The sequence below is a fragment of the Streptococcus sp. BS35b genome, assembly GCF_000286475.1.
Lineage (GTDB): Bacteria > Bacillota > Bacilli > Lactobacillales > Streptococcaceae > Streptococcus > Streptococcus oralis_W.
In genome coordinates, this window is the sequence record NZ_ALKH01000004.1 from 77403 (window position 1) to 101319 (window position 23917).

General features: G+C 43.7%; 23 protein-coding genes. 9 read left to right on the forward strand and 14 right to left on the reverse strand.

Annotated elements, in window-relative coordinates; translation table 11 throughout:
- Positions 1 to 40 precede the first annotated feature (40 nt).
- Complete coding sequence (thrS, locus tag HMPREF1149_RS06095; RefSeq protein WP_000591033.1) at positions 41 to 1984, forward strand: threonine--tRNA ligase; 1944 nt, start codon at positions 41 to 43, stop codon at positions 1982 to 1984.
- 47 nt (positions 1985 to 2031) lie between these two features.
- Here thrS and HMPREF1149_RS06100 read toward each other — a convergent pair whose 3' ends face one another.
- Both HMPREF1149_RS06100 and HMPREF1149_RS06105 read right to left on the reverse strand, forming a co-directional pair.
- A complete protein-coding gene (locus HMPREF1149_RS06100) occupies positions 2032 to 3006 on the reverse strand; it encodes a sensor histidine kinase (protein ID WP_000887938.1) in 975 nt (324 codons plus the stop codon).
- Positions 2999 to 3676, reverse strand: a complete 678-nt coding sequence (locus tag HMPREF1149_RS06105; RefSeq protein WP_000548976.1) for a response regulator transcription factor — start codon at positions 3674 to 3676, stop codon at positions 2999 to 3001. Before HMPREF1149_RS06105 ends, HMPREF1149_RS06100 begins: the two co-directional genes overlap by 8 nt.
- A 156-nt stretch (positions 3677 to 3832) precedes the next feature.
- Here HMPREF1149_RS06105 and HMPREF1149_RS06110 point away from each other — a divergent pair, with 156 nt between their 5' ends.
- Together HMPREF1149_RS06110 and HMPREF1149_RS06115 are read left to right on the forward strand one after the other, a co-directional pair.
- Positions 3833 to 4906: a DUF2974 domain-containing protein gene (locus HMPREF1149_RS06110; RefSeq protein WP_001273841.1), complete on the forward strand. Its 1074-nt coding sequence runs from the start codon at positions 3833 to 3835 to the stop codon at positions 4904 to 4906.
- An 84-nt stretch (positions 4907 to 4990) separates the two neighbouring features.
- A complete protein-coding gene (locus HMPREF1149_RS06115) occupies positions 4991 to 5620 on the forward strand; it encodes an MBL fold metallo-hydrolase (RefSeq protein WP_000690835.1) in 630 nt (209 codons plus the stop codon).
- Positions 5621 to 5658: 38 nt separating this feature from the next.
- On the opposite strand, the gene HMPREF1149_RS06120 is transcribed toward HMPREF1149_RS06115, so the two are convergent.
- Positions 5659 to 7551, reverse strand: coding sequence for a M13 family metallopeptidase (locus HMPREF1149_RS06120; RefSeq protein ID WP_000199244.1), 1893 nt, complete (start codon positions 7549 to 7551; stop codon positions 5659 to 5661).
- Positions 7552 to 7730: 179 nt separating this feature from the next.
- On the opposite strand from HMPREF1149_RS06120, the gene HMPREF1149_RS06125 reads away from it, so the two are divergent.
- From HMPREF1149_RS06125 to HMPREF1149_RS06150, 6 genes are all read left to right on the forward strand, one after another.
- The gene (locus HMPREF1149_RS06125; protein ID WP_000619161.1) at positions 7731 to 8453 is read left to right on the forward strand and encodes a metal ABC transporter ATP-binding protein; all 723 of its coding nucleotides are present in this window, start codon (positions 7731 to 7733) and stop codon (positions 8451 to 8453) included.
- Complete coding sequence (locus HMPREF1149_RS06130; protein WP_000559794.1) at positions 8450 to 9298, forward strand: metal ABC transporter permease; 849 nt, start codon at positions 8450 to 8452, stop codon at positions 9296 to 9298. The genes HMPREF1149_RS06125 and HMPREF1149_RS06130 overlap by 4 nt, the downstream gene beginning before the upstream one ends.
- A gap of 26 nt (positions 9299 to 9324) precedes the next feature.
- A complete protein-coding gene (locus tag HMPREF1149_RS06135) occupies positions 9325 to 10254 on the forward strand; it encodes a metal ABC transporter substrate-binding protein (RefSeq protein WP_000733086.1) in 930 nt (309 codons plus the stop codon).
- 122 nt (positions 10255 to 10376) lie between these two features.
- Entirely contained in the window at positions 10377 to 10871 is a 495-nt protein-coding gene (gene tpx, locus HMPREF1149_RS06140; protein ID WP_000206539.1) for a thiol peroxidase, read from the forward strand.
- An 83-nt stretch (positions 10872 to 10954) separates the two neighbouring features.
- Positions 10955 to 11605 carry a metal-dependent transcriptional regulator gene (locus tag HMPREF1149_RS06145; protein ID WP_000188536.1) on the forward strand — a complete coding sequence of 217 codons (651 nt, stop codon included), beginning with the start codon at positions 10955 to 10957 and terminating at the stop codon, positions 11603 to 11605.
- A 107-nt stretch (positions 11606 to 11712) separates the two neighbouring features.
- Positions 11713 to 12126 (forward strand): hypothetical protein, encoded by a 414-nt coding sequence (locus HMPREF1149_RS06150; protein WP_000732781.1) that lies wholly within the window; start codon positions 11713 to 11715, stop codon positions 12124 to 12126.
- 31 nt (positions 12127 to 12157) lie between these two features.
- On the opposite strand, the gene dtd is transcribed toward HMPREF1149_RS06150, so the two are convergent.
- The 11 genes from dtd to pnp all read right to left on the reverse strand — a co-directional run bounded on the left by dtd (position 12158) and on the right by pnp (position 23866).
- Positions 12158 to 12601 (reverse strand): D-aminoacyl-tRNA deacylase, encoded by a 444-nt coding sequence (dtd, locus tag HMPREF1149_RS06155; protein WP_000691426.1) that lies wholly within the window; start codon positions 12599 to 12601, stop codon positions 12158 to 12160.
- Between the two features lie 29 nt (positions 12602 to 12630).
- Entirely contained in the window at positions 12631 to 14847 is a 2217-nt protein-coding gene (locus HMPREF1149_RS06160) for a RelA/SpoT family protein (RefSeq protein WP_001123776.1), read from the reverse strand.
- 138 nt (positions 14848 to 14985) lie between these two features.
- A complete protein-coding gene (locus tag HMPREF1149_RS06165; RefSeq protein WP_000229938.1) occupies positions 14986 to 16116 on the reverse strand; it encodes an ABC transporter ATP-binding protein in 1131 nt (376 codons plus the stop codon).
- A gap of 113 nt (positions 16117 to 16229) precedes the next feature.
- The gene (locus HMPREF1149_RS06170) at positions 16230 to 17099 is read right to left on the reverse strand and encodes a helix-turn-helix domain-containing protein (RefSeq protein WP_000560745.1); all 870 of its coding nucleotides are present in this window, start codon (positions 17097 to 17099) and stop codon (positions 16230 to 16232) included.
- A 3-nt stretch (positions 17100 to 17102) separates the two neighbouring features.
- Positions 17103 to 17489 carry a Mini-ribonuclease 3 gene (locus tag HMPREF1149_RS06175; RefSeq protein ID WP_000567931.1) on the reverse strand — a complete coding sequence of 129 codons (387 nt, stop codon included), beginning with the start codon at positions 17487 to 17489 and terminating at the stop codon, positions 17103 to 17105.
- Complete coding sequence (cysS, locus tag HMPREF1149_RS06180; RefSeq protein WP_000591140.1) at positions 17482 to 18825, reverse strand: cysteine--tRNA ligase; 1344 nt, start codon at positions 18823 to 18825, stop codon at positions 17482 to 17484. The genes HMPREF1149_RS06175 and cysS overlap by 8 nt, the downstream gene beginning before the upstream one ends.
- A 17-nt stretch (positions 18826 to 18842) precedes the next feature.
- Positions 18843 to 19364: a dihydrofolate reductase family protein gene (locus HMPREF1149_RS06185; RefSeq protein ID WP_000301974.1), complete on the reverse strand. Its 522-nt coding sequence runs from the start codon at positions 19362 to 19364 to the stop codon at positions 18843 to 18845.
- Positions 19365 to 19372: 8 nt separating this feature from the next.
- Positions 19373 to 20137: a nucleoside phosphorylase gene (locus tag HMPREF1149_RS06190; protein WP_000923406.1), complete on the reverse strand. Its 765-nt coding sequence runs from the start codon at positions 20135 to 20137 to the stop codon at positions 19373 to 19375.
- A gap of 4 nt (positions 20138 to 20141) precedes the next feature.
- A complete protein-coding gene (locus HMPREF1149_RS06195) occupies positions 20142 to 21008 on the reverse strand; it encodes a GNAT family N-acetyltransferase (RefSeq protein ID WP_000613637.1) in 867 nt (288 codons plus the stop codon).
- Between the two features lie 11 nt (positions 21009 to 21019).
- Positions 21020 to 21637, reverse strand: a complete 618-nt coding sequence (cysE, locus tag HMPREF1149_RS06200) for a serine O-acetyltransferase (protein WP_000539961.1) — start codon at positions 21635 to 21637, stop codon at positions 21020 to 21022.
- Between the two features lie 15 nt (positions 21638 to 21652).
- The gene (gene pnp / locus HMPREF1149_RS06205) at positions 21653 to 23866 is read right to left on the reverse strand and encodes a polyribonucleotide nucleotidyltransferase (protein WP_000166410.1); all 2214 of its coding nucleotides are present in this window, start codon (positions 23864 to 23866) and stop codon (positions 21653 to 21655) included.
- Positions 23867 to 23917: the final 51 nt, after the last annotated feature.

A 23917-nucleotide genomic window follows, 5' to 3' on the forward strand; every position in this document is an offset into this window, starting at 1 on the left:
ACCATAACTAGGCTAATAAAAACTTTATAAGGAGAAAACCATGATTAAGATTACTTTCCCAGATGGCGCTGTTCGTGAATTCGAATCTGGCGTGACAACTTTTGAAATTGCTCAATCCATCAGCAATTCCCTAGCTAAAAAAGCCTTGGCTGGTAAATTCAACGGCAAACTCATTGACACTACTCGTGCTATCACTGAAGATGGAAGCATCGAAATCGTGACACCTGATCACGAAGATGCCCTTCCAATCTTGCGCCACTCAGCGGCTCACTTGTTCGCCCAAGCAGCTCGTCGCCTTTTCCCAGACATTCATTTGGGTGTCGGTCCAGCTATCGAAGACGGCTTCTACTACGATACAGACAATACCGCTGGTCAAATCTCCAATGAAGATCTTCCTCGTATCGAAGAAGAAATGAAAAAAATCGTCAAAGAAAACTTCCCATCAATCCGTGAAGAAGTGACGAAAGACGAGGCACGTGAAATCTTCAAGAACGACCCTTACAAGTTGGAATTGATCGAAGAACACTCAGAAGACGAGGGTGGGTTGACTATCTACCGTCAGGGCGAATACGTAGACCTCTGCCGTGGTCCTCACGTCCCATCAACAGGTCGTATCCAAATCTTCCACCTGCTCAACGTAGCTGGTGCCTACTGGCGTGGAAATAGCGACAACGCGATGATGCAACGAATCTACGGTACAGCTTGGTTTGACAAAAAAGACTTGAAGAACTACCTTCAAATGCGTGAAGAAGCTAAGGAACGTGACCACCGTAAACTCGGTAAAGAGCTTGACCTCTTCATGATTTCACAAGAAGTCGGACAAGGTTTACCATTCTGGTTACCAAACGGAGCAACTATCCGTCGTGAATTGGAACGCTACATTGTTGACAAGGAAATTGCTGCAGGCTACCAACATGTTTACACTCCACCAATTGCCTCAGTGGAACTCTATAAAACTTCTGGTCACTGGGATCACTACCGTGAGGATATGTTCCCAACTATGGACATGGGGGACGGTGAAGAGTTTGTCCTCCGCCCAATGAACTGTCCTCACCATATCGAAGTTTATAAACACCATGTACACTCATACCGTGAATTACCAATCCGTATCGCTGAGATTGGCATGATGCACCGATATGAAAAATCTGGCGCCCTTACAGGCCTTCAACGTGTACGTGAAATGTCCCTAAATGATGGTCATACTTTTGTAGCTCCAGAACAAATTGAGGAAGAATTCAAGAAAATTCTTCAATTGATTATCGACGTGTATGAAGACTTTAATTTGACAGATTACCGTTTCCGCTTGTCTTATCGTGACCCAGAAGATAAACACAAATACTTTGACAACGATGAGATGTGGGAAAATGCACAACGCATGTTGAAAGCAGCTATGGATGATATGGAACTGGACTACTTTGAAGCTGAAGGTGAAGCAGCCTTCTACGGACCAAAATTGGATATCCAGGTTAAAACTGCCCTCGGTAAAGAAGAAACCCTTTCTACTATCCAGCTTGACTTCTTGCTTCCAGAACGCTTCGACCTCAAATACATCGGAGCTGATGGCGAAGAGCACCGTCCAGTTATGATTCACCGTGGGGTTATCTCAACTATGGAACGCTTCACAGCTATCTTGATTGAAAACTACAAGGGTGCCTTCCCAACATGGCTTGCACCACACCAAGTAACCCTCATCCCAGTTTCTAACGAAAAACACGTGGACTACGCTTGGGAAGTGGCCAAGAAACTCCGTGACCGCGGTGTCCGTGCCGATGTAGATGAGCGTAATGAAAAAATGCAGTTCAAGATCCGCGCTTCACAAACAAGCAAGATTCCTTACCAATTAATCGTTGGGGATAAGGAAATGGAAGACGGAACAGTCAACGTTCGTCGCTACGGCCAAAAAGAAACACAGACTGTCTCAGTAGATGATTTTGTTCAAGCTATCCTAGCTGATATCGCCAACAAATCACGCGTTGAGAAATAAAAACCTAGCATAAAAGCCTCCAATCGGAGGCTTTTTCTCATTGATTCTTACTCAATAACAAGCTTCACTTCAGTGAATTTAATCCGTACGGTCGTTCCTTTTCCAACCTCAGACTCGATACGAATCTGGTGGCCCAGTTCTTCAGAAATTTTCTTAGATAGATAAAGTCCAAGTCCAGATGACTGCTGGGTCAAACGACCATTGTAGCCTGAAAAGCCACGTTCAAAGACTCGGAGCACATCACTGTTTTTAATCCCGATTCCCGTATCCTTGATACAGAGTTCCTGGCCTTCCATATAGATCTCTAGTCCACCTTTCTTGGTGTATTTGAGGCTGTTTGAGAGGATTTGTTCAATGACGACCAACAACCACTTCTTATCGGTCACGATGATTTTGTCAAGGTCATGTAGGTTGACTGTCAGTCCCTTTTGAATAAAGAAAAGGGCATACTTACGGACAACTTCCTTCACTAGATCCTCCACTTGAACCTTTTCAAATACCAAGTCATCGTGGAAGCTTTCTAAACGAAGATACTGCAACACCAGATTGGTATAGGAGTCAATCTTAAAGATTTCCTGTTCCAGTTGCTGCTTGACCTCCCGATCAGAGACTTCTGCTACTAAAAGGCGACTAGCTGCAATGGGCGTCTTAATCTGGTGAACCCACAAGGTATAGTAGTCCAGCAAATCCGTCAGCTTGCTCTGGGCTTCCGACTTCTTTTGATACAATTCAGACTCACGCTCTTCGAGTTTTTCCGCTAGCACACACTCCAAAGGAGACTTTGGGTCTCTTTCAGCATACAGTACTTCCTGCCGGTAAACCTGAGCTTCTGCAAAAATATCCCAAACCAAAAATAAAAGGGTCAAAAAGCTACTGAGGAGGAAAAAATAGAAAAAATAAAATCCTATACTGGCGAATAAAAACTGAAAGAGAAAAACAAGAAAGCCCAATGAAAAAATATAGACAAAAAGACGACTGCGAGAACGCAGATAGGCTAGAAAAAATAGTTTCCAATCAAGCATGTTTCAGTCCGTATCCTATTCCCTTCTTGGTTTCGATAAAGCCTGCCAAGCCTTGCTCCTCCAACTTTTTACGCAAACGAGCAACATTGACAGACAAGGTATTGTCATCGATGAAAAAGTCGCTATTCCAGAGTTCCCGCATCAGGTCATCACGCGCCACGATATTGCCAGCATGTTCAAACAAGACCCGCAAAATTTGAAATTCATTCTTGGTCAAACTCAGAACTTCCCCCTGATAGTGCAAGTCCATAGACTTGGTATTGAGGATCACACCCGCATACTCTAGCAGACTTTCATCACGGCCAAATTCATAGGAACGGCGCAACAAGCCCTGAACCTTGGCAAGGAGAACCTGCTGATCAAAAGGCTTGGTCACAAAATCATCTGCTCCCATATTGATCGCCATGACGATATCCATCGCCTGATCTCTCGAAGATAGAAACATGATGGGTACCTGAGAAATCTTACGAATCTCCTGACACCAGTGGTAACCATTAAAGAGAGGTAAGCCAATATCCATAAGGACCAAATGAGGTTCTGACTGAACAAAGAGGGTCAAAACTTCCATAAAGTCCTCCACCAAAATAACCTCAAAGCCCCATTCAGAAAGCAATTTTCCAACTTGTTGCCGAATAACTTGGTCATCTTCTACTAGTAAAATCTTGTGCATGCGCTCCTCCTTTGGTCTTATTATAACAGATTTTCCCCTAGGATAAAACGCAAACCTGTATTTAAACCAGCTCGCTAGCCATGTAGTAAAATCCAATAAGCCTACTAGCTAATTCTAGGTAAATGTGATAGGATAAACATAGAGAAAGGAGCTTTTATGGCAAATATTTTTGACTACTTAAATGATGTAGCATACGATTCCTTTTATGACCTCCCCGTGAACGAGTTAGATGTTCTTGCCTTGACTGAATTAACCTACCTTGCTTTTGATGATGTAGTCACCCAAGAACCAAAGCGTCTCATAGATCTTGCATCTCAAATCCCTAGAGACACGACTATGCTGACCAATAAGAACCGTCTCCAATTGTTAGATCAGCTCGCTCAACACAAACGCTTTAAAAATTGCAAGCTCTCAGACTTTATCAACGATATCGACCCTGAATTGCAAAAACAGTTTGCGGCCATGACTTATCGTATCAGTCTCGATACTTATTTGCTTGTTTTTCGTGGGACGGATGACAGTATCATCGGTTGGAAAGAAGATTTCCATATGACCTATATGAAGGAGATTCCAGCTCAAAAACACGCCCTTCAGTATTTACAGGACTTTTTTGCTCAACATCCTAAGCAAAAGGTTATCCTAGCAGGGCACTCAAAAGGGGGCAATTTAGCTGTCTATGCTGCCAGTCAACTTGATCCAAACTTGCAGAAAAACATTATCGCTGTCTATACTTTTGATGCACCTGGGCTTCACAAGGAACTAACCGAAACACTAGGCTATCAAAACATGATAGACAGAACAAAAGTATTTATCCCACAAGGTTCTATCATCGGGATGATGCTGGAAATTCCGGATAAAAAAATCGTCGTTCGAAGCACTGCCTTAGGTGGCCTTGCTCAGCATGACACTTTTAGTTGGCAGGTCAAAGACAAGCACTTTGTCCAACTAGACGAAACTAATAGTGACAGCCAACAAGTCGATACTACCTTCAAGGAATGGGTTGAAACAGTTCCTGACGAAGAACTGCAGCTCTACTTTGACCTCTTTTTTGGAATTATTCTTGATGCAGGCATCTCCTCTATCAACGTTCTTTCTTCCTTCAAGGTCATTGAACACATTCACCATCTCTTTGTCCAAGCTCAATCCCTCACTCCCGAAGAAAGAGAAACCATGGGACGCTTAACCCAACTCTTGATTGATACCCGTTACCAAGCTTGGAAAAATCGTTAAGGTAGGAAAAAGACCTTCTGATACCCTAAGTATCCTCTTCTATGCTATACTTAGTTTAGTACATTCTTTGAGATTGGAGCCAGTATGAAAATCCATAAAACCGTGAATCCCGTTGCCTATGAAAATACTTATTATCTAGAAGGGGATCAACACTTAATTGTGGTTGACCCAGGTAGCCATTGGGAAGCTATTCGCAAGACTATTGAGAAAATCAACAAACCAGTTTGTGCGATTCTCCTGACCCACACCCACTACGACCATATTATGAGTCTGGACTTGGTTCGCGAGACTTTTGGAAATCCTCCAGTTTATGTAGCAGAGAGTGAAGCTAGCTGGCTTTATACACCTGTAGATAATCTCTCTGGTCTCCCTCATCACGATGATATGGCAGACGTGGTCTCAAAACCAGCAGAACACACCTTTGTCTTTCACGAGGAATACCAGCTTGAGGAATTTCGTTTTACAGTTCTACCAACCCCAGGGCACTCTATCGGAGGTGTTTCCCTCGTTTTTCCTGAGGCCCATCTAGTCTTGACGGGTGATGCTCTTTTCCGAGAAACCATCGGACGGACCGATCTTCCTACAGGTAGCACGGAACAACTCCTCCATAGTATCCAAACTCAACTCTTCACCCTTCCTAACTACGATGTCTACCCTGGGCATGGTCCAGCTACGACTATCGCTCACGAAAAGACTTTTAATCCCTTTTTCTAGCAAGCAAAAAACCAAGGATAATTTCCTTGGTTTTTATCTTACCAAATAATCACACGATCCTCTGGTGAACGCCACATACCATCGCCTTCTTTGACATCGTAAGTTGTAAAGAAGTCATCGAAGTTTGGCACTTGCACATTGACACGGAGTTTGGCAGGCGCGTGCACGTCGACACTGGCCATGAGTTTCATCAACTCCGGACGACCTTTCATACGCCAGATACGAGCAAAATTGTGGAAGAATTCTTCAGCAGAGAAGTCTGGTTCTCTCTTAGCAGCTTCAAGGGCTGCAGCAATTCCTCCTAGGTCGGCAACATTTTCTGATACAGTTAGTTTTCCGTTGATTCTTGCGCCGTAAGATTCTTGGCCATCAAACTGGTCGATAACTTTCTGCGTTTTTTCTTTAAAGGCAGCATAGTCGCTTTCTGTCCACCAATCCTTGAGACTACCATTTTCATCAAAGGAAGCACCATTTGTGTCAAAGGCATGAGAAATCTCGTGGGCAATAACAGCACCAATCCCACCGTAGTTGGCAGAAGACGATTGATGCAAGTCATAGAATGGAGCCTGTAAAATAGCCGCTGGGAAGACAATCAAGTTCTTCTGAGGATTGTAGTAGGCATTGACCATATGAGCTGGCATACCCCACTCCTTGTAGTCAACCGGTTGGTTCCACTTGCTCCAGCTGTGCTTGATTTCCACACGCGCAAAGGCTAGGGCATTCTCAAAGAGACTGGCAGTTTCGTCCACTACTTTGTCCTTGTAGCGTTCTGGCAATTCTTCTGGATAACCGATATAAGGCTTGATGACATTGAGTTTGACAATGGCCTTGTCACGTGTTTCAGGCGTGAGCCAGTCGTTCTTAGCCAAGCGTTCCTTATAAACGTCAATCATTGTCGCTACTTTTTTCTCTACGTCTGCCTTGGCTTCTGGAGAGAATTTTTCATGAGCATACCAGAGACCAAGAGCTTGCTTGAAAGGTCCTTGGGCCAAGTGATAAGCTGCCTTGACCTTGTCCTGTGCTTCTGGAACACCTGAAAGAGCACGACCATAAGCACCTGATAGGACACGAATCTCATCTGTGAGATAGCTTGTTGAGAGATTGACCACACCCAAAATCAAGGTTGCTTTGAGTAGAGGCCACGCTTCTTCACTATAGAATTGCTCTGCTGCTTGCCAGAAACGTTCTTCGTCTACGATAACCTTATCTGGAGTTTGTCCAAGGACTGCTTGGAAGAAATCATCCAAAGGTAGGGCAGGGGCAAATTTCTTGAAATCTTCATAAGCGTATGGATGGTAGAGTTTGGCATATTCTGAACTTTCTTCGTTAGAAAGCACCACAGCCGCAATGCGACGGTCCAATTCCAATCGTTTCTCTAATAAGTCTGCGATTTCCTCATCTGAAAAATCATAGGCTTTGAGTAGATTCGTTGTACTTTTCTTCCAAAGAGTCAAGAGCTCCTCACGCTGAGGATGGTCTTCAGCGTAGTAAGTCGTATCTGGCAAGATTGTTCCTGGTGCACTTGCCCAGAGAACATTGGTTCTGGCATCCATAAAGTCTGGTGATACCCCAAATGGAAGGAAGTTTGGCTTGCCTGCTAGTTCAAATTCTGCTAGTTTACTAGTAAAATCTGCAAAACTCTCCAAGCCTTGGTACTCCTTGAGTAGAGGGAGGACAGGCTTGATCCCATCCGCTTCTCTCTTATCAAAATCGCGTACCATGCGATGATACTTAACAAAGTTTGCGAGGATAGCATCCTCTGGGACATCCTCACCTACCAACCACTTGTCCGTAGTTGCTAGCATTAACTCTTCAATTTCCTCATCAAGGTCAATAAAACCACCTGTTCGAGATTTATCAGCTGGAATGACAGCTGTTTTTTCCCATTCGCCATTGATTGCATCATAAAAATCATCTTGATAACGTGTCATCTTGTTCTCGCTTTCATTTTTTCACTTATTCTTAGCTTAGCAAAAAACACTTGGGAATGCAATTAAAAATGGTCTCTCTTTTCACTTCATTTTTCAGTTATTATTTTAAATTTTTCAAAAATTAACTTGACTTAATTTTTTTTTTAAGGTATATTAAAAGATAGGAGGAATACAACTGTATGATACGTATCGAAAACCTCAGTGTCTCCTACAAAGAAACGTTGGCACTAAAGGATATCTCACTAGTGCTCCAAGGACCAACGATTACCGGAATTATTGGTCCAAACGGTGCTGGAAAATCAACTTTATTAAAAGGTATGTTGGGAATTATCCCACATGAAGGTCAGGCCTTTCTCGATGACAAAGAATTTAAGAAATCGTTACATCGGGTTGCCTATGTCGAGCAAAAAATCCATATCGACTACAATTTCCCTATCAAGGTCAAGGAATGCGTCTCTCTGGGACTCTATCCATCCATCCCACTCTTTCACACCTTAAAGGCAAGCCACTGGAAAAAAGTGGCAGATGCACTTGAAATCGTTGGGCTCTCAGACTATGCTGATCGCCAAATCAGCCAGCTCTCAGGCGGACAATTTCAACGTGTGTTGATTGCCCGCTGTTTAGTGCAGGAAGCTGACTACATCTTTCTAGATGAGCCATTTGTCGGGATTGACTCGGTTAGTGAAGAGATTATCATGAATACGCTGAGAGATCTTAAAAAAGCTGGTAAAACAGTTCTCATCGTCCATCATGACCTCAGCAAAGTCCCCCATTATTTCGACCAAGTTTTGCTTCTCAATCGAGAATTAATAGACCTTGGTCCGACCGAAGAAACCTTTACCGAGGCCAATCTCAAAAAGGCCTACGGTAGCAAACTCTTTTTCAATGGAGGTGGCCTATGATAGCAGAATTTATCGATGGATTGCAAAATTTCCATTTCCTACAAAACGCCTTGATCACAGCTATTGTCATCGGAGTTGTTGCTGGTGCTGTGGGATGTTTTATCATCCTACGTGGTATGTCTCTCATGGGAGATGCCATCTCTCACGCAGTTTTGCCCGGCGTAGCCCTTTCCTTTATCCTGGGAATTGATTTCTTTATTGGAGCGATCATCTTTGGTTTGATGGCTTCCATCATCATTACCTACATCAAGGGAAACTCTATCATCAAGAGTGACACTGCCATTGGTATTACCTTTTCATCTTTCTTAGCCTTAGGTGTCATCTTGATTAGTGTTGCCAAGAGTTCGACAGACCTCTTCCATATCCTTTTTGGGAATATCCTCGCTGTCCAAGATACGGACATGTGGATTACCATTGGTGTGGGGGCATTGATTCTCTTGATTATTGGGATTTTCTTTAAACAACTATTGATTACATCCTTTGACGAGCTCCTGGCTAAAGCAATGGGAATGCCCGTTAATTTCTACCACTATCTACTCATGGTGCTCTTGACCCTTGTGTCAGTCACTGCCATGCAAAGTGTCGGAACCATTCTTATCGTGGCCATGTTGATCACCCCAGCTGCGACGGCTTACCTCTATGCTAATAGCCTAAAGAGCATGATTTTTCTTTCATCAGGCCTAGGAGCTCTGGCTTCTGTTGTAGGGCTCTTTATCGGCTATAGTTTCAATCTCGCAGCAGGATCGAGCATCGTGCTCACATCCGCCAGCTTCTTTCTAATCAGTTTCTTTATCTCTCCTAAGCAACGATACTTGAAACTGAAAAACAAAAAAATCATTAAATAACGGGGAAACCCTTCTGGAGGAATCTAATGAAAAAATTAGGTACATTGCTTGTACTCTTTCTTTCCGTCATTGCTCTTGTGGCATGTGCTAGCGGAAAAAAAGATACGGCTTCTGGTCAAAAACTAAAAGTTGTTGCTACTAACTCAATCATCGCTGATATTACCAAAAATATCGCTGGTGACAAGATTGATCTTCATAGTATCGTTCCTGTTGGTCAAGACCCACACGAATACGAACCACTTCCTGAAGACGTTAAGAAAACTTCTCAAGCTGACTTGATTTTCTATAACGGTATCAACCTTGAAACTGGTGGCAATGCTTGGTTTACCAAATTGGTCGAAAATGCCAAGAAAACTGAAAACAAAGACTACTTTGCAGTCAGCGACGGTGTAGACATCATCTACCTTGAAGGCCAAAACGAGAAAGGCAAAGAAGACCCACACGCTTGGCTCAACCTTGAAAATGGGATGATTTATGCTAAAAATATCGCTAAACAGTTGATTGCAAAAGATCCTAGCAACAAGGAATTCTACGAAAAAAATCTCAAAGACTATACTGAAAAACTAGATAAACTAGACAAGGAAGCCAAAGAGAAATTTAACAATATCCCTGCTGAAAAGAAACTCATCGTAACCAGCGAAGGATGCTTCAAATACTTCTCTAAAGCTTACGGAGTTCCAAGTGCCTACATTTGGGAAATCAACACGGAAGAAGAAGGTACTCCTGAACAAATCAAGACCTTGGTTGAAAAACTTCGCCAAACAAAAGTTCCATCACTCTTTGTTGAATCAAGTGTCGATGATCGTCCAATGAAGACTGTTTCACAAGACACAAACATCCCAATCTACGCACAAATCTTTACTGACTCAATCGCTGAAGAAGGCAAAGAAGGCGACAGCTACTACAGCATGATGAAATACAACCTTGACAAGATTGCTGAAGGTTTGTCAAAATAATCCATTAAAAAACGTCATTCTCACGTGAATGGGCGTTTTTTTATCACTTAATTTTCGGTCAAATCATTGGAAAAATCTGACAATTCTCGGTAAAATAAAAGAAAAAAGAATGGAGTAGTTTCATGACCACTTTTCTCGGAAATCCTGTAACTTTTACAGGTAAACAACTGCAAGTCGGAGACAAGGCACTTGACTTTTCTCTCACTACAACAGATCTCTCTAAAAAAACGCTAGCTGACTTTGATGGAAAGAAAAAAGTCTTGAGTGTTGTCCCTTCTATCGATACCGGTATCTGCTCAACGCAAACACGTCGATTCAACCAAGAACTAGCTAACCTCGACAACACCGTCGTTCTTACTGTTTCTATGGACCTACCATTTGCCCAAGGACGCTGGTGTGGAGCTGAAGGCCTTGACAATGCCATCATGCTTTCAGACTACTTTGACCATTCTTTCGGGCGCGATTATGCCCTTTTGATTAACGAGTGGCATCTCCTTGCACGTGCCGTCTTTGTTCTCGATACTGACAATGTCATCCGTTACGTAGAATACGTTGACAACATCAACACGGAACCAGACTTTGAAGCTGCCATTGCTGCAGTGAAAGAACTGGACTAAAATCAAAGCCATTAGGGCAGAAGGCTAGAGAAATCTAGCTTTTTTTGATATACTAGATGGAGAGAAAAGACAAGAGGAAACGAATGACGCCAAATAAAGAAGATTATCTAAAATGTATTTATGAAATCGGTACGGAAATGCAAAAAATCACCAATAAGGAAATTGCTGCCCGTATGCAAGTCTCTCCACCTGCCGTAACAGAGATGATCAAACGCATGAAAAGTGAAAATCTCATCCTCAAGGATAAGGAGAATGGCTATCTATTGACAGATATTGGGCTCAAACTAGTCTCCGAGCTCTATCGCAAACACCGGTTGATTGAGGTCTTTCTAGTTCACCATCTCGACTATACCAGCGATCAGATCCACGAAGAAGCTGAAGTCCTAGAACACACTGTATCCGATCTTTTCGTAGAGAGACTGGATAAACTCCTGGGCTTTCCTAAAACCTGTCCCCACGGAGGAACCATCCCAGCTAAGGGAGATCTCCTGGTCGAAATCAATAACTTACCTCTAGCAGAGACCAAGGAAGCTGGAACCTATCTTCTGACTCGGGTTCACGATAGTTTTGACTTGCTTAAATACTTAGAAAAGCATGAAATTCATATCGGTGACCAAGTCCAGGTCAAGCAGTTTGATAATTTTTCCAATACCTTTACACTGGTCAACAAAGGTGAAGACCTCCAAGTTAGCATTGATATCGCCAAACAACTCTATGTCGAAAAAATCAACTAACCCCTTATTCCTGAAAGAAATTCCTTTCAGGGATTTTTTATTATTTTGCTTGTAAGTCCCATTCGTTTGGTGTAGAATGAAGCTAGATAAAAGAGGAAGGTCTTCCTATGAAAAAGCTCTTTAGAATCCATTTTGCAGCCATTGCAGTCAGCGATTTGCTACTGTTGGTAACTTTCAGACCCCGATACGAACTTTCTTTGGAGAGAGGCCTGTTTTTTTGCTTCATTTTCATCCTTGCTCAGGGACTACTGCTGTCTCGCTTGGTCTTCCGACTCAAAAAACATTTCTCTGAGATTTATCCTCAAATCAATAAAAAGATTCGCTTCTACTATTTAGGAGTGCTCATCAGCGATTTTCTATTATTTGTCTTTTTAGCCATCACTGGCCCTCAATATTTCTACTCTCTTACTCCAGTCTTTACTTCCTGTCATTCTACTTTATATTATATGACGGCTAGCCACCTAAGAGAAAACTATCCCGACTTTTACAACAAACACATCGCCTTCTGGGAGTGTCTATAAACAAAAACCAAGCCAGCTGGGCTTGGTTTTCTTATCTATTTTTAGTATCAAGAATGATGGTGACTGGTCCATCATTAACCAGCTCCACCTGCATATCCGCTCCAAAGATGCCTGTATGAACGGGCACTTCCTGAGCTAGCTTTTGGTTGAAAGCCTCATAGAAGGCAGCTGCCATATCCGGCTTGGCGGCACCTGTAAAAGCGGGACGATTGCCTTTCTTGGTATCTGCAAAGAGGGTAAACTGGGAAATAGAAAGGATTTCCCCTTCAATATCCTGGACAGACAGATTCATCTTGCCTTCTGCGTCTGGAAAAATTCGCATGTTGACAAGCTTTCTCACAGCATAGTCCAAATCTTCCTCTTGGTCCTCTGGGCCAACACCGACCAGCAATAAAAGCCCCTGATTAATTTTTCCCCGTACCTGACCTTCGATACTGACTTGGGCTTTCTTGACTCGTTGAATGATGATTTTCATAATAGCCTTTCTAGTAACTGAAGGGAGAATTAGCCATTAGTCCGTTTGACAGAGTAGACCTCTGGCACACTCTTAATCTTGTCCACGACTGTAGTCAGTGTAGAGAGGTTGGAAATACCAAAGGAGACATGGATATTGGCAAATTTCATATCCTTGGTTGGTTGAGCATTAACGGTCGAGATATTCTTAGTTGTGTTGGAGAGAACTTGCAGAACATCATTTAAGAGCCCTGTACGGTTGAGACCATAGATATCGATGTGGGCAGTGTATTCCTTGCTTGAGAATTGATCTTCCCACTCCACATCAAGGAGACGTTGCTCGTAGTTTTCTTGGGCACGGAGATTCATACAGTCCACACGGTGAATAGCTACACCGCGTCCCTTAGTAATGTAGCCGACAATGTCGTCACCCGGCACTGGATTGCAACACTTGGCAATCCGAACTAGGAGACCTGAAGCCCCTTCAATGACCACACCACCCTCATGCTTAACCTTGAGGGTTTCTTTGTTTTCGACCTTAACTTCGCCACCTTTGACAAGCTCTTCTGCTTCCGCCTTGGCCTTGGCACGCTCTTCCTCACGGCGTTCCTTTTCGGTCAAACGGTTAAAGACGGTAATAGCGCCAATTTCTCCAAAACCAATGGCTGCATAGAGAGCTTCCTCTGTCTTGTAGCTGGTCTTTTGAAGAACCTCATCCATATGGCGCTTGTCCATGAATTTATTGGCTACATAGCCGTTTTCTTGGAACTGGGCCATCAACATTTCACGGCCCTTGTTAACGGATAATTCCTTGTCTTGATTTTTAAAGAACTGACGAATCTTGTTGCGCGCCTTACTGGTCTTGACCATGTTGAGCCAGTCACGACTCGGACCAAAGGAGTTGGGGTTGGTGATAATTTCAACCTGATCCCCTGTCTTGAGCTTAGTTGTCAGCGGAACCATACGGCCATTGACCTTGGCACCAGTTGCTTTTTCACCGACTTTGGTATGAATTTCATAGGCAAAGTCAATCGGTCCTGAATCTTTTGGAAGGGAGCGAACTGCACCATCTGGAGTAAAGACGTAAATCTCCTCCGCCAGATAGTTTTCTTTAACAGAGTCCACAAATTCCTTGGCATCATCAGCCTGATCTTGGAGCTCCATCATCTCCTTGATCCAGTTCATCCCAATAGCAGATTCCTTGCTGTTGACCTGCCCTTTAATGCCTTTCTTATAAGCCCAGTGAGCCGCAACCCCGTACTCAGCCACTTCGTGCATTTCCTTGGTCCGAATCTGAAATTCAATCGGTCCTTTTGGCCCATAAACAGTCGTATGGATAGACTGGTAACCGTTGGCCTTACGATTGGCGATATAATCTTTGAAGCGGCCTGGCATAGGTTTCCAAAGTTCATGCACATAACCCAGCATGGCGTAAACATCACTCTGGGTATCTAAGATACAGCGAATGGCAATCAGGTCATAAATTTCCTCAAAGCGTTTCTTCTTATCCTGCATCTTGCGATAGATCGAATAGATATGCTTAGGACGACCATAGATTTTCCCTTTGAGATTGCGTTCGGTAGCGTACTCTTCCAACTTGGTTACGACTTCATCGACCAAAGCCTCACGTTCTCTGCGTTTTTCCTTCATCATGTGAGTGATTTTGTAAAACTCAGTTGGATTGAGGTAACGGAAAGATAGATCTTCCAACTCCCACTTGACACTGGAAATCCCTAGACGATGAGCAAGTGGTGCGTAAATTTCCATGGTTTCTCTGGAGATCCGTTCTTGCTTGTCCTTTCGAAGGTGTTTGAGAGTCCGCATATTGTGTAAACGGTCCGATAATTTAACCAAGATAACACGGATATCCTCAGACATGGCCATAAGCATCTTGCGGTGATTTTCAGCCAATTGTTCCTCGAGTGATTTGTACTCAACCTTACCAAGCTTGGTCACCCCATCAACGATAATCCGAACATCATGACCGAACTCTCTCTCCAGATCATCCAGTGTCGCATCTGTGTCTTCAACCACGTCATGCAAAAAACCACAGGCAACGGTTACGGCATCCAGCTTGAGCTTCGCCAGAATACCTGCTACCTGAATAGGATGGATAATATAGGGCTCACCTGATTTCCGAAACTGCCCACTATGACAATCAACTGCGTAAATCAATGCTTTTTGTACAAAAGCAACGTCTTCCTTTGTTAAATATTCTTTCGTTAAAGCGACTACCTGATCGCCCGTCAAATTCACTTCTTTCGGCATCTATACTCTCCAATTCTTCCTACCATTTTATCACTTTTTTAAGGATATGAAAACTAGAAAAGCCTGTTTTTATGCCAATACCAATCATTAAAAAAACACTGCCAGATTTCTCTAGCAGTGTTTTGACATTTCATTTGCTTAGTAGACTGTTCTTTCAGTTTCTACATCGAAGAAGTGTGCTTTGTTCAAGTCAAATCCAAGTTCAACTGTTGCACCTGTTTGCAAGTAGTCACGAGCATCCACTTTTGCAACAAATTCGTCTTTACCAACTTGGCAGTAAAGGTGAGATTCTGAACCAAGTAATTCTGATACAGAGATAGTAGCTTTGACAACTGATTCTGGGAATGTTTCAAGGAAAGCAGGTTCTGCATTCACGTCTTCTGGACGAATACCGAAGATCAATTCTTTACCTTCATAGCCTTTTTCACGAAGAACTTTCAAAGCACCTTCTGGCACTTTCAAGCGGAAACCGTCAGAAACAATTTCATTGCCTTCTAATTTCACATTGATGAAGTTCATAGCTGGGCTTCCGATAAATCCTGCTACGAACTTGTTAACTGGGTTTTTGTAAACTTCTTGAGGGGTACCGATTTGTTCAACACGTCCGATAGTACCTGTACCAGCTGGGTTCTTAGTTGCTGACATGATAACGATACGGTCCGCAAGTGTCATCGCTTCTGTTTGGTCGTGGGTTACGTAGATGGTTGTAGCTCCGATACGACGGTGAATCTTCGCAATTTCAGCACGCATAGATACACGAAGTTTGGCATCCAAGTTTGACAAAGGTTCGTCCATCAAGAATACTTTTGCATCACGGACGATGGCACGACCCATGGCAACACGTTGACGTTGACCACCTGAAAGGTCAGCTGGTTTACGATCCAAAAATTCTTTCAAACCAAGGATTGCTGCCGCTTCTTGCACACGTTTGTCGATGTCTTCCTTGCTGTATTTACGCAATTTCAAACCGAAAGCCATGTTGTCATAAACAGTCATGTGTGGGTAAAGAGCGTAGTTTTGGAATACCATGGCGATGTCACGGTCTTTTGGAGCCACGTCATTGACAACCACGCCATCGATAGATGCAGTACCTTCTGTAATGTCTTCAAGACCCGCAATCATACGAAGAGTTGTTGATTTACCACATCCTGAAGGACCTACGAAAACGATAAATTCTTTGTCTTTGATGTCCAAGTTGAAGTCTTCAACTGAGTAGTGTTCGCTGTTTGGATATTTTTTGTAAATGTTTTTAAGATTTAATTCTACCATCGAGGTGAACTCCTTTTGTATTTTGATAGTTTTATTATAGATGAAAACGCTTTACTTTTCTATGGCAAGGTGACCAAAAAAACAAAAAAGTTCTGTGCAACTTGCACAAAACTTTAGAGAATATCTGGTAAAATCAACTGATAACAAAGGGTGAGATCCGTCAACTCCTTCAACTGAAGCCCTGTCAATTCTTCCCATCTATCAATCTTGTATTGGAGAGAGTTGCGGTGCAGATAGAGTTGCTGGGCTGTTTTAGTTAGGACAGCACTGTTTTCCCAAAGAGAAAGAATGATTTCCTGAATCTGATCCTGATCCAAGATCATCTGATGCAGACATTCTTTAATGACTCCCAGGTCCACAAGTCTTTCTCCCATACTCCACAGATAGAGTTGTGAAAAGGTGTGTACACCTTGATGACCTTGACGCCACCAAGCCTTAAACAAATTTCGCTCTGCTTTGATTAAGTCTGATAGGGCTTGATGTCCTGTCTGAGACCAAACCTGGCCTAACATGATGGACAGACGAAGGCCAAAGTCATACTCTACTGCCTCAATCGTATCAGATAAGATTGAGCGAACAGAGGTGTACTTATCTTGTTGAAGCACAAATACATAATCCTGAGCCCCGACCTGTAGCACTGTCTGGCAGTTGGGAAAAAGAGTCCGCATCATGTCTAGCCAAGAGGATAGATTTTCCTGTTGGAAATAGGAAAGATGGCAATAAACCAGCTGAATTTTTTTAAATGTTTGCGGCGCCTGCCCCTTCCCCTCAATCAGATAGGGATACCAAGGATTGAGCGAACGGGCCTGCTCCTGCTGGGTCAAAAGGGCAACCAGCTGCTTTTCACGCTCGCTGAGCCCAGCTTCCTCCAGTAAAATCCACTGCTGAGAAGCTAAAGGGAGAGTAAGATAGCCTGGTTTCTCTACTGGCTGATCTGAAATCTGAGCTTCAGGAAACCAGTCTTGTAATTCCTTTGCAATCATATCCTAGCCCTCCACTTTTTGGATGCACCAAGAAATCAAGCTCTCAAGACGCTCCAGATTTTCAGTCAGATGGAGATAGCCCATCACTGCTTCAAAACCTGTAGACATGCGGTAGGTCACCACATCAGCATTTTTAGCCTTGGTATGGCTATTGGTATTGCGACCACGTTTGTAGATTTCTTCTTCTTTTTCCGTCAGGACTTGCTCCTCCAACATGAGGGCAATCAAACGACCCTGAGCCTTGGCTGACACATACTTAGTCGCCTCTTGGTGGAGCTTGTTGGGCTTGGTCATGCCTTTGAGAATGAGGTGGCGACGGATATACATGGAGTAAACTGCATCTCCCTCAAAAGCCAGCGCTATCCCGTTAATGAGGTTGACATCAATCACGTGTCCACCTCACTCCATCCTTGGTGTCAAGGAGCTTAATTCCTTGAGCAGCCAATTGGTCACGGATTTGGTCTGCTGTCGCAAAGTCACGATTAGCACGCGCTTCTTGGCGCTTTTGGATCAAAGCTTCAATGTCTGCATCCAAAACTTCCTCGACAAAGACAATTCCAAAGACTTCTAACATAGCCGCAAGAACTTCCTTAACACTTGCATCATAGTTACCGGAGTTGATCCATTTGGCCATTTCAAAGACAACTGTGATACCGTTGGCAGAGTTGAAATCCTCATCCATAGTAGCTACAAACTTATCTTTAAAAGCCTGTAACTCTTGAGCATCTACAGTTCCAGAAAATGGTTGCTCGTAAGTGTTCTTCAGATATTTGAGATTGGTCTCAGCATCACGCACTGCCTTTTCAGTAAAGTTGATAGGCTTACGGTAATGCTGAGTCGCAAAGAAGAAACGCAACACTTGACCATCGAGGGTTTTGAGGGCATCATGGACGGTGATAAAGTTGCCCAAGGACTTGGACATCTTGACATTGTCGATATTGACAAAGCCATTGTGCATCCAGTAGTTGGCGAAAGTCTTGCCTGTTTTAGCTTCTGACTGGGCAATTTCATTGGTATGATGCGGAAACTCCAGATCGGCTCCCCCACCGTGGATATCAATAGTATCACCTAGAATCTCTGTCGACATGACTGAACATTCGATATGCCAACCCGGACGACCAGGTCCCCAAGGACTGTCCCAAGAAATCTCGCCTGGTTTTGCAGCTTTCCAAAGGGCAAAGTCTACAGGATTTTCCTTGCGAGCCGTTTCTTCATCGGTACGACCTGAAGCACCCAGCTCCAAATCTTCCAAGGTTTTATTGGCTAACTTAGCATAGTTGTGAGATTTTTCCACGCGGAAGTAAACATCTCCTTGACTCTCGTATGCATAACCTTTTTCAATCAAGTCAGCGACAAAACGAATGATGTCAGCCATAAACTCCACTACACGCGGATGGCGAGTCGCAGGTTTGACGCCTAAGGCCGTCACATCCTCACGAAAGGCAGCGATGTACTTGTCCGCAACCTCCTGAGGTGTGATACCTTCTTCCTTGGCACGGTTAATAATCTTATCATCCACATCCGTAAAGTTGGAAATATAGGCAACTTCGTAGCCACGGTATTCAAAATAGCGACGAATGGTATCAAAAGCCACCGTCGATCGGGCATTGCCCACGTGGATATAGTTGTATACCGTAGGCCCACAGACATACATGCGAACCTTACCCTCTTCAATGGGCACAAATTCACGTAGGCTGCGGGTCATGGTGTCGTAAATTTTAATCATGCGGTCCACTCCCTTCTCTATTTCTGACTTTTTCGGCTGAAAACCAGCTCTGCAAAAGGGCCAAATTGTCTGAGGCTATCCAGTTGGTAAAAGCGCTGCCCTTCCTCTTGGGTAAAGAGGGGAACCCCCTTTCCTAGGATAAGGGGCGCTATCTGAATAATGAGGTGGTCGAAAAGATCCGCATCCAAGAGCGGTCCTACCAAGGAATTACCACCAATCACAAAGACATTTTTGCCTTTGTCAATCTGGTGAACAAAGTCCACCACATCCCCAGCTACTGGCTGGTAATTGCTGACAGGCAGGTGCCTATCATGCGTAAAGACATAGTTTTCTGTAGCTTGATAAAAACTTTCTACATCTTGCAAATCTTGGATTTCCTCAAAGGTCCGCTTGCCCATGATGGTGATATCCATTTGCCTGTAAAAGTCATCATAGCCTGTATCCTCTACAGAACCAAGCTGATGCAGCCAGTCTATCCTGTGCTGGCTATCTGCCAAGTAGCCATCCATGGTGATACAGCCGTAAAAATATACTGCCATTCTTGTAGTTACCTTTCTAGTTCCTTTGCTATTGTCAAAGCGATAGTAAAAAAGGTCATGACATCAGCTGTCCGCTCTTCATGCCGAGCATCCCAGGTTCGGTTATGATGATCCACATAGTCAGCTGTGTAGAAGAACTGATAGACCTTGGTATTGCGAAATTGGCTCCAAGCCATGATAGCTGAAGCTTCCATGTCTACTACTTGAGCACCAGCAACCAAGCGACGCTTGACCTTATCAGGCGTTTCCCGATAAAAAGCATCAGTCGTCCAGGTCTTGGTGCGGATATGCTCTATATCGTGCTTATCAAAGATGGCTTCTAGCTTAACTAACAAAGACTCGTCATAAGCGACTTCGTCACCCGGTGGGGCATAGTGATAGCTAGTCCCTTCATCTCGCAAAGCAGCTGCAGGCAAGATAATCTTGTCAGCCTCAATTGAGCGGTCCAAAACGCCACAGGAACCTAGAATGATGAAATTTTTGAAGCCTCTGGTCGCCAACTCCTCCAGCTGGCCGACTATCATGGGAGCCCCAATTGGAGCCAACATAACTGCTAGCTTGCTAGGTCCTTGGCGGTAAATATACCATGGATGCTGTCCGTTGATGCTTTTCAAATAGCCTCCTTGATAGACTTCTTCTGACTCAATCAATCGTTTCAGAATTTCGCCACTAAAGGACAGGATGATGGTTTCGCATACCTCACCCTTGTCATGGACTGGCTTTTCAGTTGGCTCAATAACTGCTGCTACATCTTCAAATTCCTCTAATAGCATTTTTCTACTCTTTCTCATTCAGATAAACTACCTGTGTCTGTTTGACAAAGCCGATTTTTTCATACAAGCTCTTGGCACCTACGTTGCTGTCTTCTACTGCAATCTGAAATTCCTTATCATTTTGCTCAATCAGTTGGTTGACAAGAGATTTTGCTAAGTAGCTTCCATAGCCTTTTTCACGTTCAGGTTCCGATATTGCCAAACCATAGAGGTAATTCGTATTAGTCGATAAATCTACCGTACAAGTCCCAATAACCTGACCGTCCTTTAATAAAATATATAGACGACTTTCTGGATCCTTCAGAGCTCCGGCGACATATCTATCCACAACTTCTCTCGATTCATGCTCCTCTGAAAATGCCTGAAATTTTAACCGGCTAATTTGCTCCTGATATGAACTATCTGCTAACAAAACTTCAAGATTGGAAAGTTTTGCTAACGGATACGGTCTTCTATCCTTCCCCAACCAGGTTTCCGTCTCTTTATCCTCGACCAGTCCCCAGTTATTGACAAAATCAGGATGACGTTCTAGAAAAACACGTTCTGTCTGAAAAGTAACTGAATGAATAGGGAAAGAAGCCGTTTCTTTCTCAAAACTAGTAAACAAAACACGCGCAATTCCCTGACGACGATGATTTGGATGAACCAGTATCGTCACTTCCACATCTTGGTCATCAGCATAGACAGTTAATAGACCAACAAGTTCGCCTTTTTCATAATAAAGGAAAAAGGCGGGCATATTTGGGTCAAAATTAAGCATGTTAGAAAGATAGGGATCACGATAGGTTCCATCATAGGCTTGGCAACAGTTAATTAGTTTTTTCGCCTCAGATAACTCCTCTTTGCTTAACTTGTTTCTTGCTTGAATCATATAGGTATCCTCTACAAACCAGACGATCTGTGGCTGGCTTCTCTAGCCTGCTCGAGTTTATTGACGTAGTACTCTCGTTTTTCTTCGACTTCGTGGATCGTTGGTTCATCCTTCTGTCCATGAACGCGAACAATCTTAGCTGGAATACCGACAACTGTCACATCACTAGGTACGTCTGCCACGACTACTGCAGCAGCACCAACTTTGGCATTTTCACCGATTTCTACCGGTCCGATGACTTGGGCATGGGCTGATATGAGAGCTCCTTTACGCACAGTCGGATGGCGTTTGCCAACATCCTTACCAGTCCCACCAAGAGTCACTCCGTGATAGAGGAGAACACCTTTTTCAACAATCGCCGTCTCTCCAATCACCAGACCTGAACCATGGTCGATAAAAACACCTGAGTCAATCTGGGCACCCGGATGAATCTCGATTTGGGTCCAAAAGCGCCAAAACTGACTGTGCATCCGAGCTAGGAGTTTGAAGCCGTGCTTCCATAGAAAATGCGAGAGACGGTGGGCAGCTAAGGCCTTAACACCTGGATAAGTCAGCAAAACTTCCAAACTGTTGCGTGCCGCTGGATCATTTTCTTTTACGATATCAATGGTTTCGCGCCACCATCCCATACATTTCTCCTTTTCTTATTCTGAATCTTTTGGTGTTTCTGTAAATTCTTTCTTCGGTTTGTGGTCCTTGTGATGACGTGGACGGTGATGTCTCTCAGACTTTTCACCTTTTTCATCATGCTCAGGTTTTGGAGGACGAGGAAGAAGAGCCTTCATAGAGGCATCGATACGGCCTTTTTCATCAATCTTGATAACCTTAACGTCGACTTCATCACCGATAGCTACCAAGTCCTCGACACGGTTGGTACGAGTCCAAGCCATTTCAGAAATATGCACAAGTGCATCTGTCTTATCAAAGAGGTTGACAAAGGCACCAAATTTCTCGATACGAACAACCTTAGCATGGTAAACTTCATCCACTTTGGCTTCACGAACCAAGCCAGCGATGATTTCTTTGGTTCGGTTAATGGCATCTTGGTCGCTAGAGTAGATGGACACATTTCCTTCTTCGTCGATATCAATCTTAACGCCTGTTTCAGCGATAATCTTGTCAATGGTTTCTCCACCTTTACCGATGACAACCTTAATCTTGTCCACATCAATCTTGATGGTATCAATTTTCGGAGCAGTTGGAGCCAATTCTGGACGAACTTCTGGAATGGTTACTTCAATCACATCAAGGATTTCAAAACGCGCTTTCTTGGCTTGGGCAAGGGCTTCTGTCAAGATTTCTGCAGTAATTCCTTGGATCTTGATATCCATTTGAAGGGCTGTGATTCCGTCACGAGTACCGGCAACCTTGAAGTCCATGTCTCCAAAGTGGTCTTCCAAACCTTGGATATCTGTCAATACTGTGTAGTTATTTCCATCTGAGATGAGACCCATGGCAATACCAGCTACTGGCGCCTTGATTGGCACACCACCAGCCATAAGGGCAAGCGTTCCCGCACAGATAGAGGCTTGAGAAGATGAACCGTTTGATTCTAATACTTCAGCTACCAAGCGGATCGCGTATGGAAATTCTTCCAAACTAGGCAAGACTTGAGCAAGGGCACGCTCACCGAGAGCACCGTGACCAATTTCACGACGACCAGGCGCACCGTAACGACCAGTTTCCCCTACAGAGTATTGTGGGAAGTTATAGTGGTGCATAAAGCGTTTCTTGTACTCTGGGTCCAAACCATCGATGATTTGAGTTTCTCCCATCGGAGCCAAGGTCAAGACTGAAAGGGCTTGAGTTTGTCCTCGAGTAAAGAGACCGGAACCATGTACACGAGGAAGATAGTCAACCTGCGCATCTAAAGGACGGATTTCATCAACCTTACGACCGTCAGGACGCACCTTGTCTTCTGTGATCAAACGGCGCACTTCAGCGTGTTCCATTTGTTCCAAGATTTCAGCCACATCACGCATGATACGGTCAAATTCTTCATGGTCTGCATATTTTTCTTCGTAAACAGCAGTCACTTGGTCTTTAACTGCTTGAGTTGCAGCTTCACGAGCCAATTTTTCTTCTACTTGGACCGCTTTTTGGAGGTCACTATTGTAGGCTGCGATGATTTCAGTTTGCAATTCAGCATCTACATGAAGCAATTCCACTTCTGCTTTTTCCTTACCGACCGCAGCAACGATTTCTTCTTGGAAGGCAATCAATTCTTTAACGGCTTCGTGTCCTTTGAGAAGAGCTTCCAACATGATTTCTTCTGACAATTCTTTGGCACCAGACTCAACCATGTTGATAGCGTGTTTGGTCCCAGCTACTGTCAATTCAAGAAGCGAACGCTCTGCCTGTTCTTGAGTAGGGTTGATAATGATTTGGCCATCAACATAACCTACTTGTACCCCAGCGATTGGTCCGTCAAATGGAATATCTGAGATAGAAAGTGCCAAGGATGATCCAAACATTGCCGCCATTGGAGCAGAGGCATTTTCATCATAAGAAAGCACTGTGTTGATAACTTGGACTTCATTACGGAACCCCTCCGCAAACATAGGACGGATTGGACGGTCAATCAAACGTGCTGTCAAAGTCGCATCAGTTGAAGGACGTCCTTCACGTTTCATAAAGCCACCAGGAAACTTCCCAGCCGCATACATTTTTTCTTCGTAGTTGACTTGAAGTGGGAAGAAATCCCCAGTTGCCATTTTCTTAGACATAACGGCCGCAGTCAAGACAGTTGACTCACCGTAACGCACAACAACTGCGCCATTTGCTTGCTTAGCAACCTGGCCAGTCTCTACGATTAACTCACGACCCGCAAAAGTCGTTTGAAACACTTGTTTTGTCATTTTAATCCCCTTTGGATTGATGAAATTATACGCCTTGCCTACAAAGATCAA

Coding starts and splice junctions, on each gene's coding strand:
- HMPREF1149_RS06150 (WP_000732781.1), top strand. CDS start 11,713: ATGAAAAAGCTCTTTAGAATCCATTTTGCAGCCATTGCAGTCAGCGAT.
- HMPREF1149_RS06185 (WP_000301974.1), bottom strand. CDS start 19,364: ATGGCAGTATATTTTTACGGCTGTATCACCATGGATGGCTACTTGGCA.
- tpx (WP_000206539.1), top strand. CDS start 10,377: ATGACCACTTTTCTCGGAAATCCTGTAACTTTTACAGGTAAACAACTG.
- HMPREF1149_RS06125 (WP_000619161.1), top strand. CDS start 7,731: ATGATACGTATCGAAAACCTCAGTGTCTCCTACAAAGAAACGTTGGCA.
- HMPREF1149_RS06105 (WP_000548976.1), bottom strand. CDS start 3,676: ATGCACAAGATTTTACTAGTAGAAGATGACCAAGTTATTCGGCAACAA.
- cysS (WP_000591140.1), bottom strand. CDS start 18,825: ATGATTAAAATTTACGACACCATGACCCGCAGCCTACGTGAATTTGTG.
- HMPREF1149_RS06115 (WP_000690835.1), top strand. CDS start 4,991: ATGAAAATCCATAAAACCGTGAATCCCGTTGCCTATGAAAATACTTAT.
- thrS (WP_000591033.1), top strand. CDS start 41: ATGATTAAGATTACTTTCCCAGATGGCGCTGTTCGTGAATTCGAATCT.
- HMPREF1149_RS06110 (WP_001273841.1), top strand. CDS start 3,833: ATGGCAAATATTTTTGACTACTTAAATGATGTAGCATACGATTCCTTT.
- HMPREF1149_RS06160 (WP_001123776.1), bottom strand. CDS start 14,847: ATGCCGAAAGAAGTGAATTTGACGGGCGATCAGGTAGTCGCTTTAACG.
- HMPREF1149_RS06165 (WP_000229938.1), bottom strand. CDS start 16,116: ATGGTAGAATTAAATCTTAAAAACATTTACAAAAAATATCCAAACAGC.
- HMPREF1149_RS06170 (WP_000560745.1), bottom strand. CDS start 17,099: ATGATTGCAAAGGAATTACAAGACTGGTTTCCTGAAGCTCAGATTTCA.
- HMPREF1149_RS06195 (WP_000613637.1), bottom strand. CDS start 21,008: ATGATTCAAGCAAGAAACAAGTTAAGCAAAGAGGAGTTATCTGAGGCG.
- HMPREF1149_RS06190 (WP_000923406.1), bottom strand. CDS start 20,137: ATGCTATTAGAGGAATTTGAAGATGTAGCAGCAGTTATTGAGCCAACT.
- HMPREF1149_RS06145 (WP_000188536.1), top strand. CDS start 10,955: ATGACGCCAAATAAAGAAGATTATCTAAAATGTATTTATGAAATCGGT.
- HMPREF1149_RS06130 (WP_000559794.1), top strand. CDS start 8,450: ATGATAGCAGAATTTATCGATGGATTGCAAAATTTCCATTTCCTACAA.
- HMPREF1149_RS06120 (WP_000199244.1), bottom strand. CDS start 7,551: ATGACACGTTATCAAGATGATTTTTATGATGCAATCAATGGCGAATGG.
- pnp (WP_000166410.1), bottom strand. CDS start 23,866: ATGACAAAACAAGTGTTTCAAACGACTTTTGCGGGTCGTGAGTTAATC.
- dtd (WP_000691426.1), bottom strand. CDS start 12,601: ATGAAAATCATCATTCAACGAGTCAAGAAAGCCCAAGTCAGTATCGAA.
- HMPREF1149_RS06100 (WP_000887938.1), bottom strand. CDS start 3,006: ATGCTTGATTGGAAACTATTTTTTCTAGCCTATCTGCGTTCTCGCAGT.
- cysE (WP_000539961.1), bottom strand. CDS start 21,637: ATGGGATGGTGGCGCGAAACCATTGATATCGTAAAAGAAAATGATCCA.
- HMPREF1149_RS06135 (WP_000733086.1), top strand. CDS start 9,325: ATGAAAAAATTAGGTACATTGCTTGTACTCTTTCTTTCCGTCATTGCT.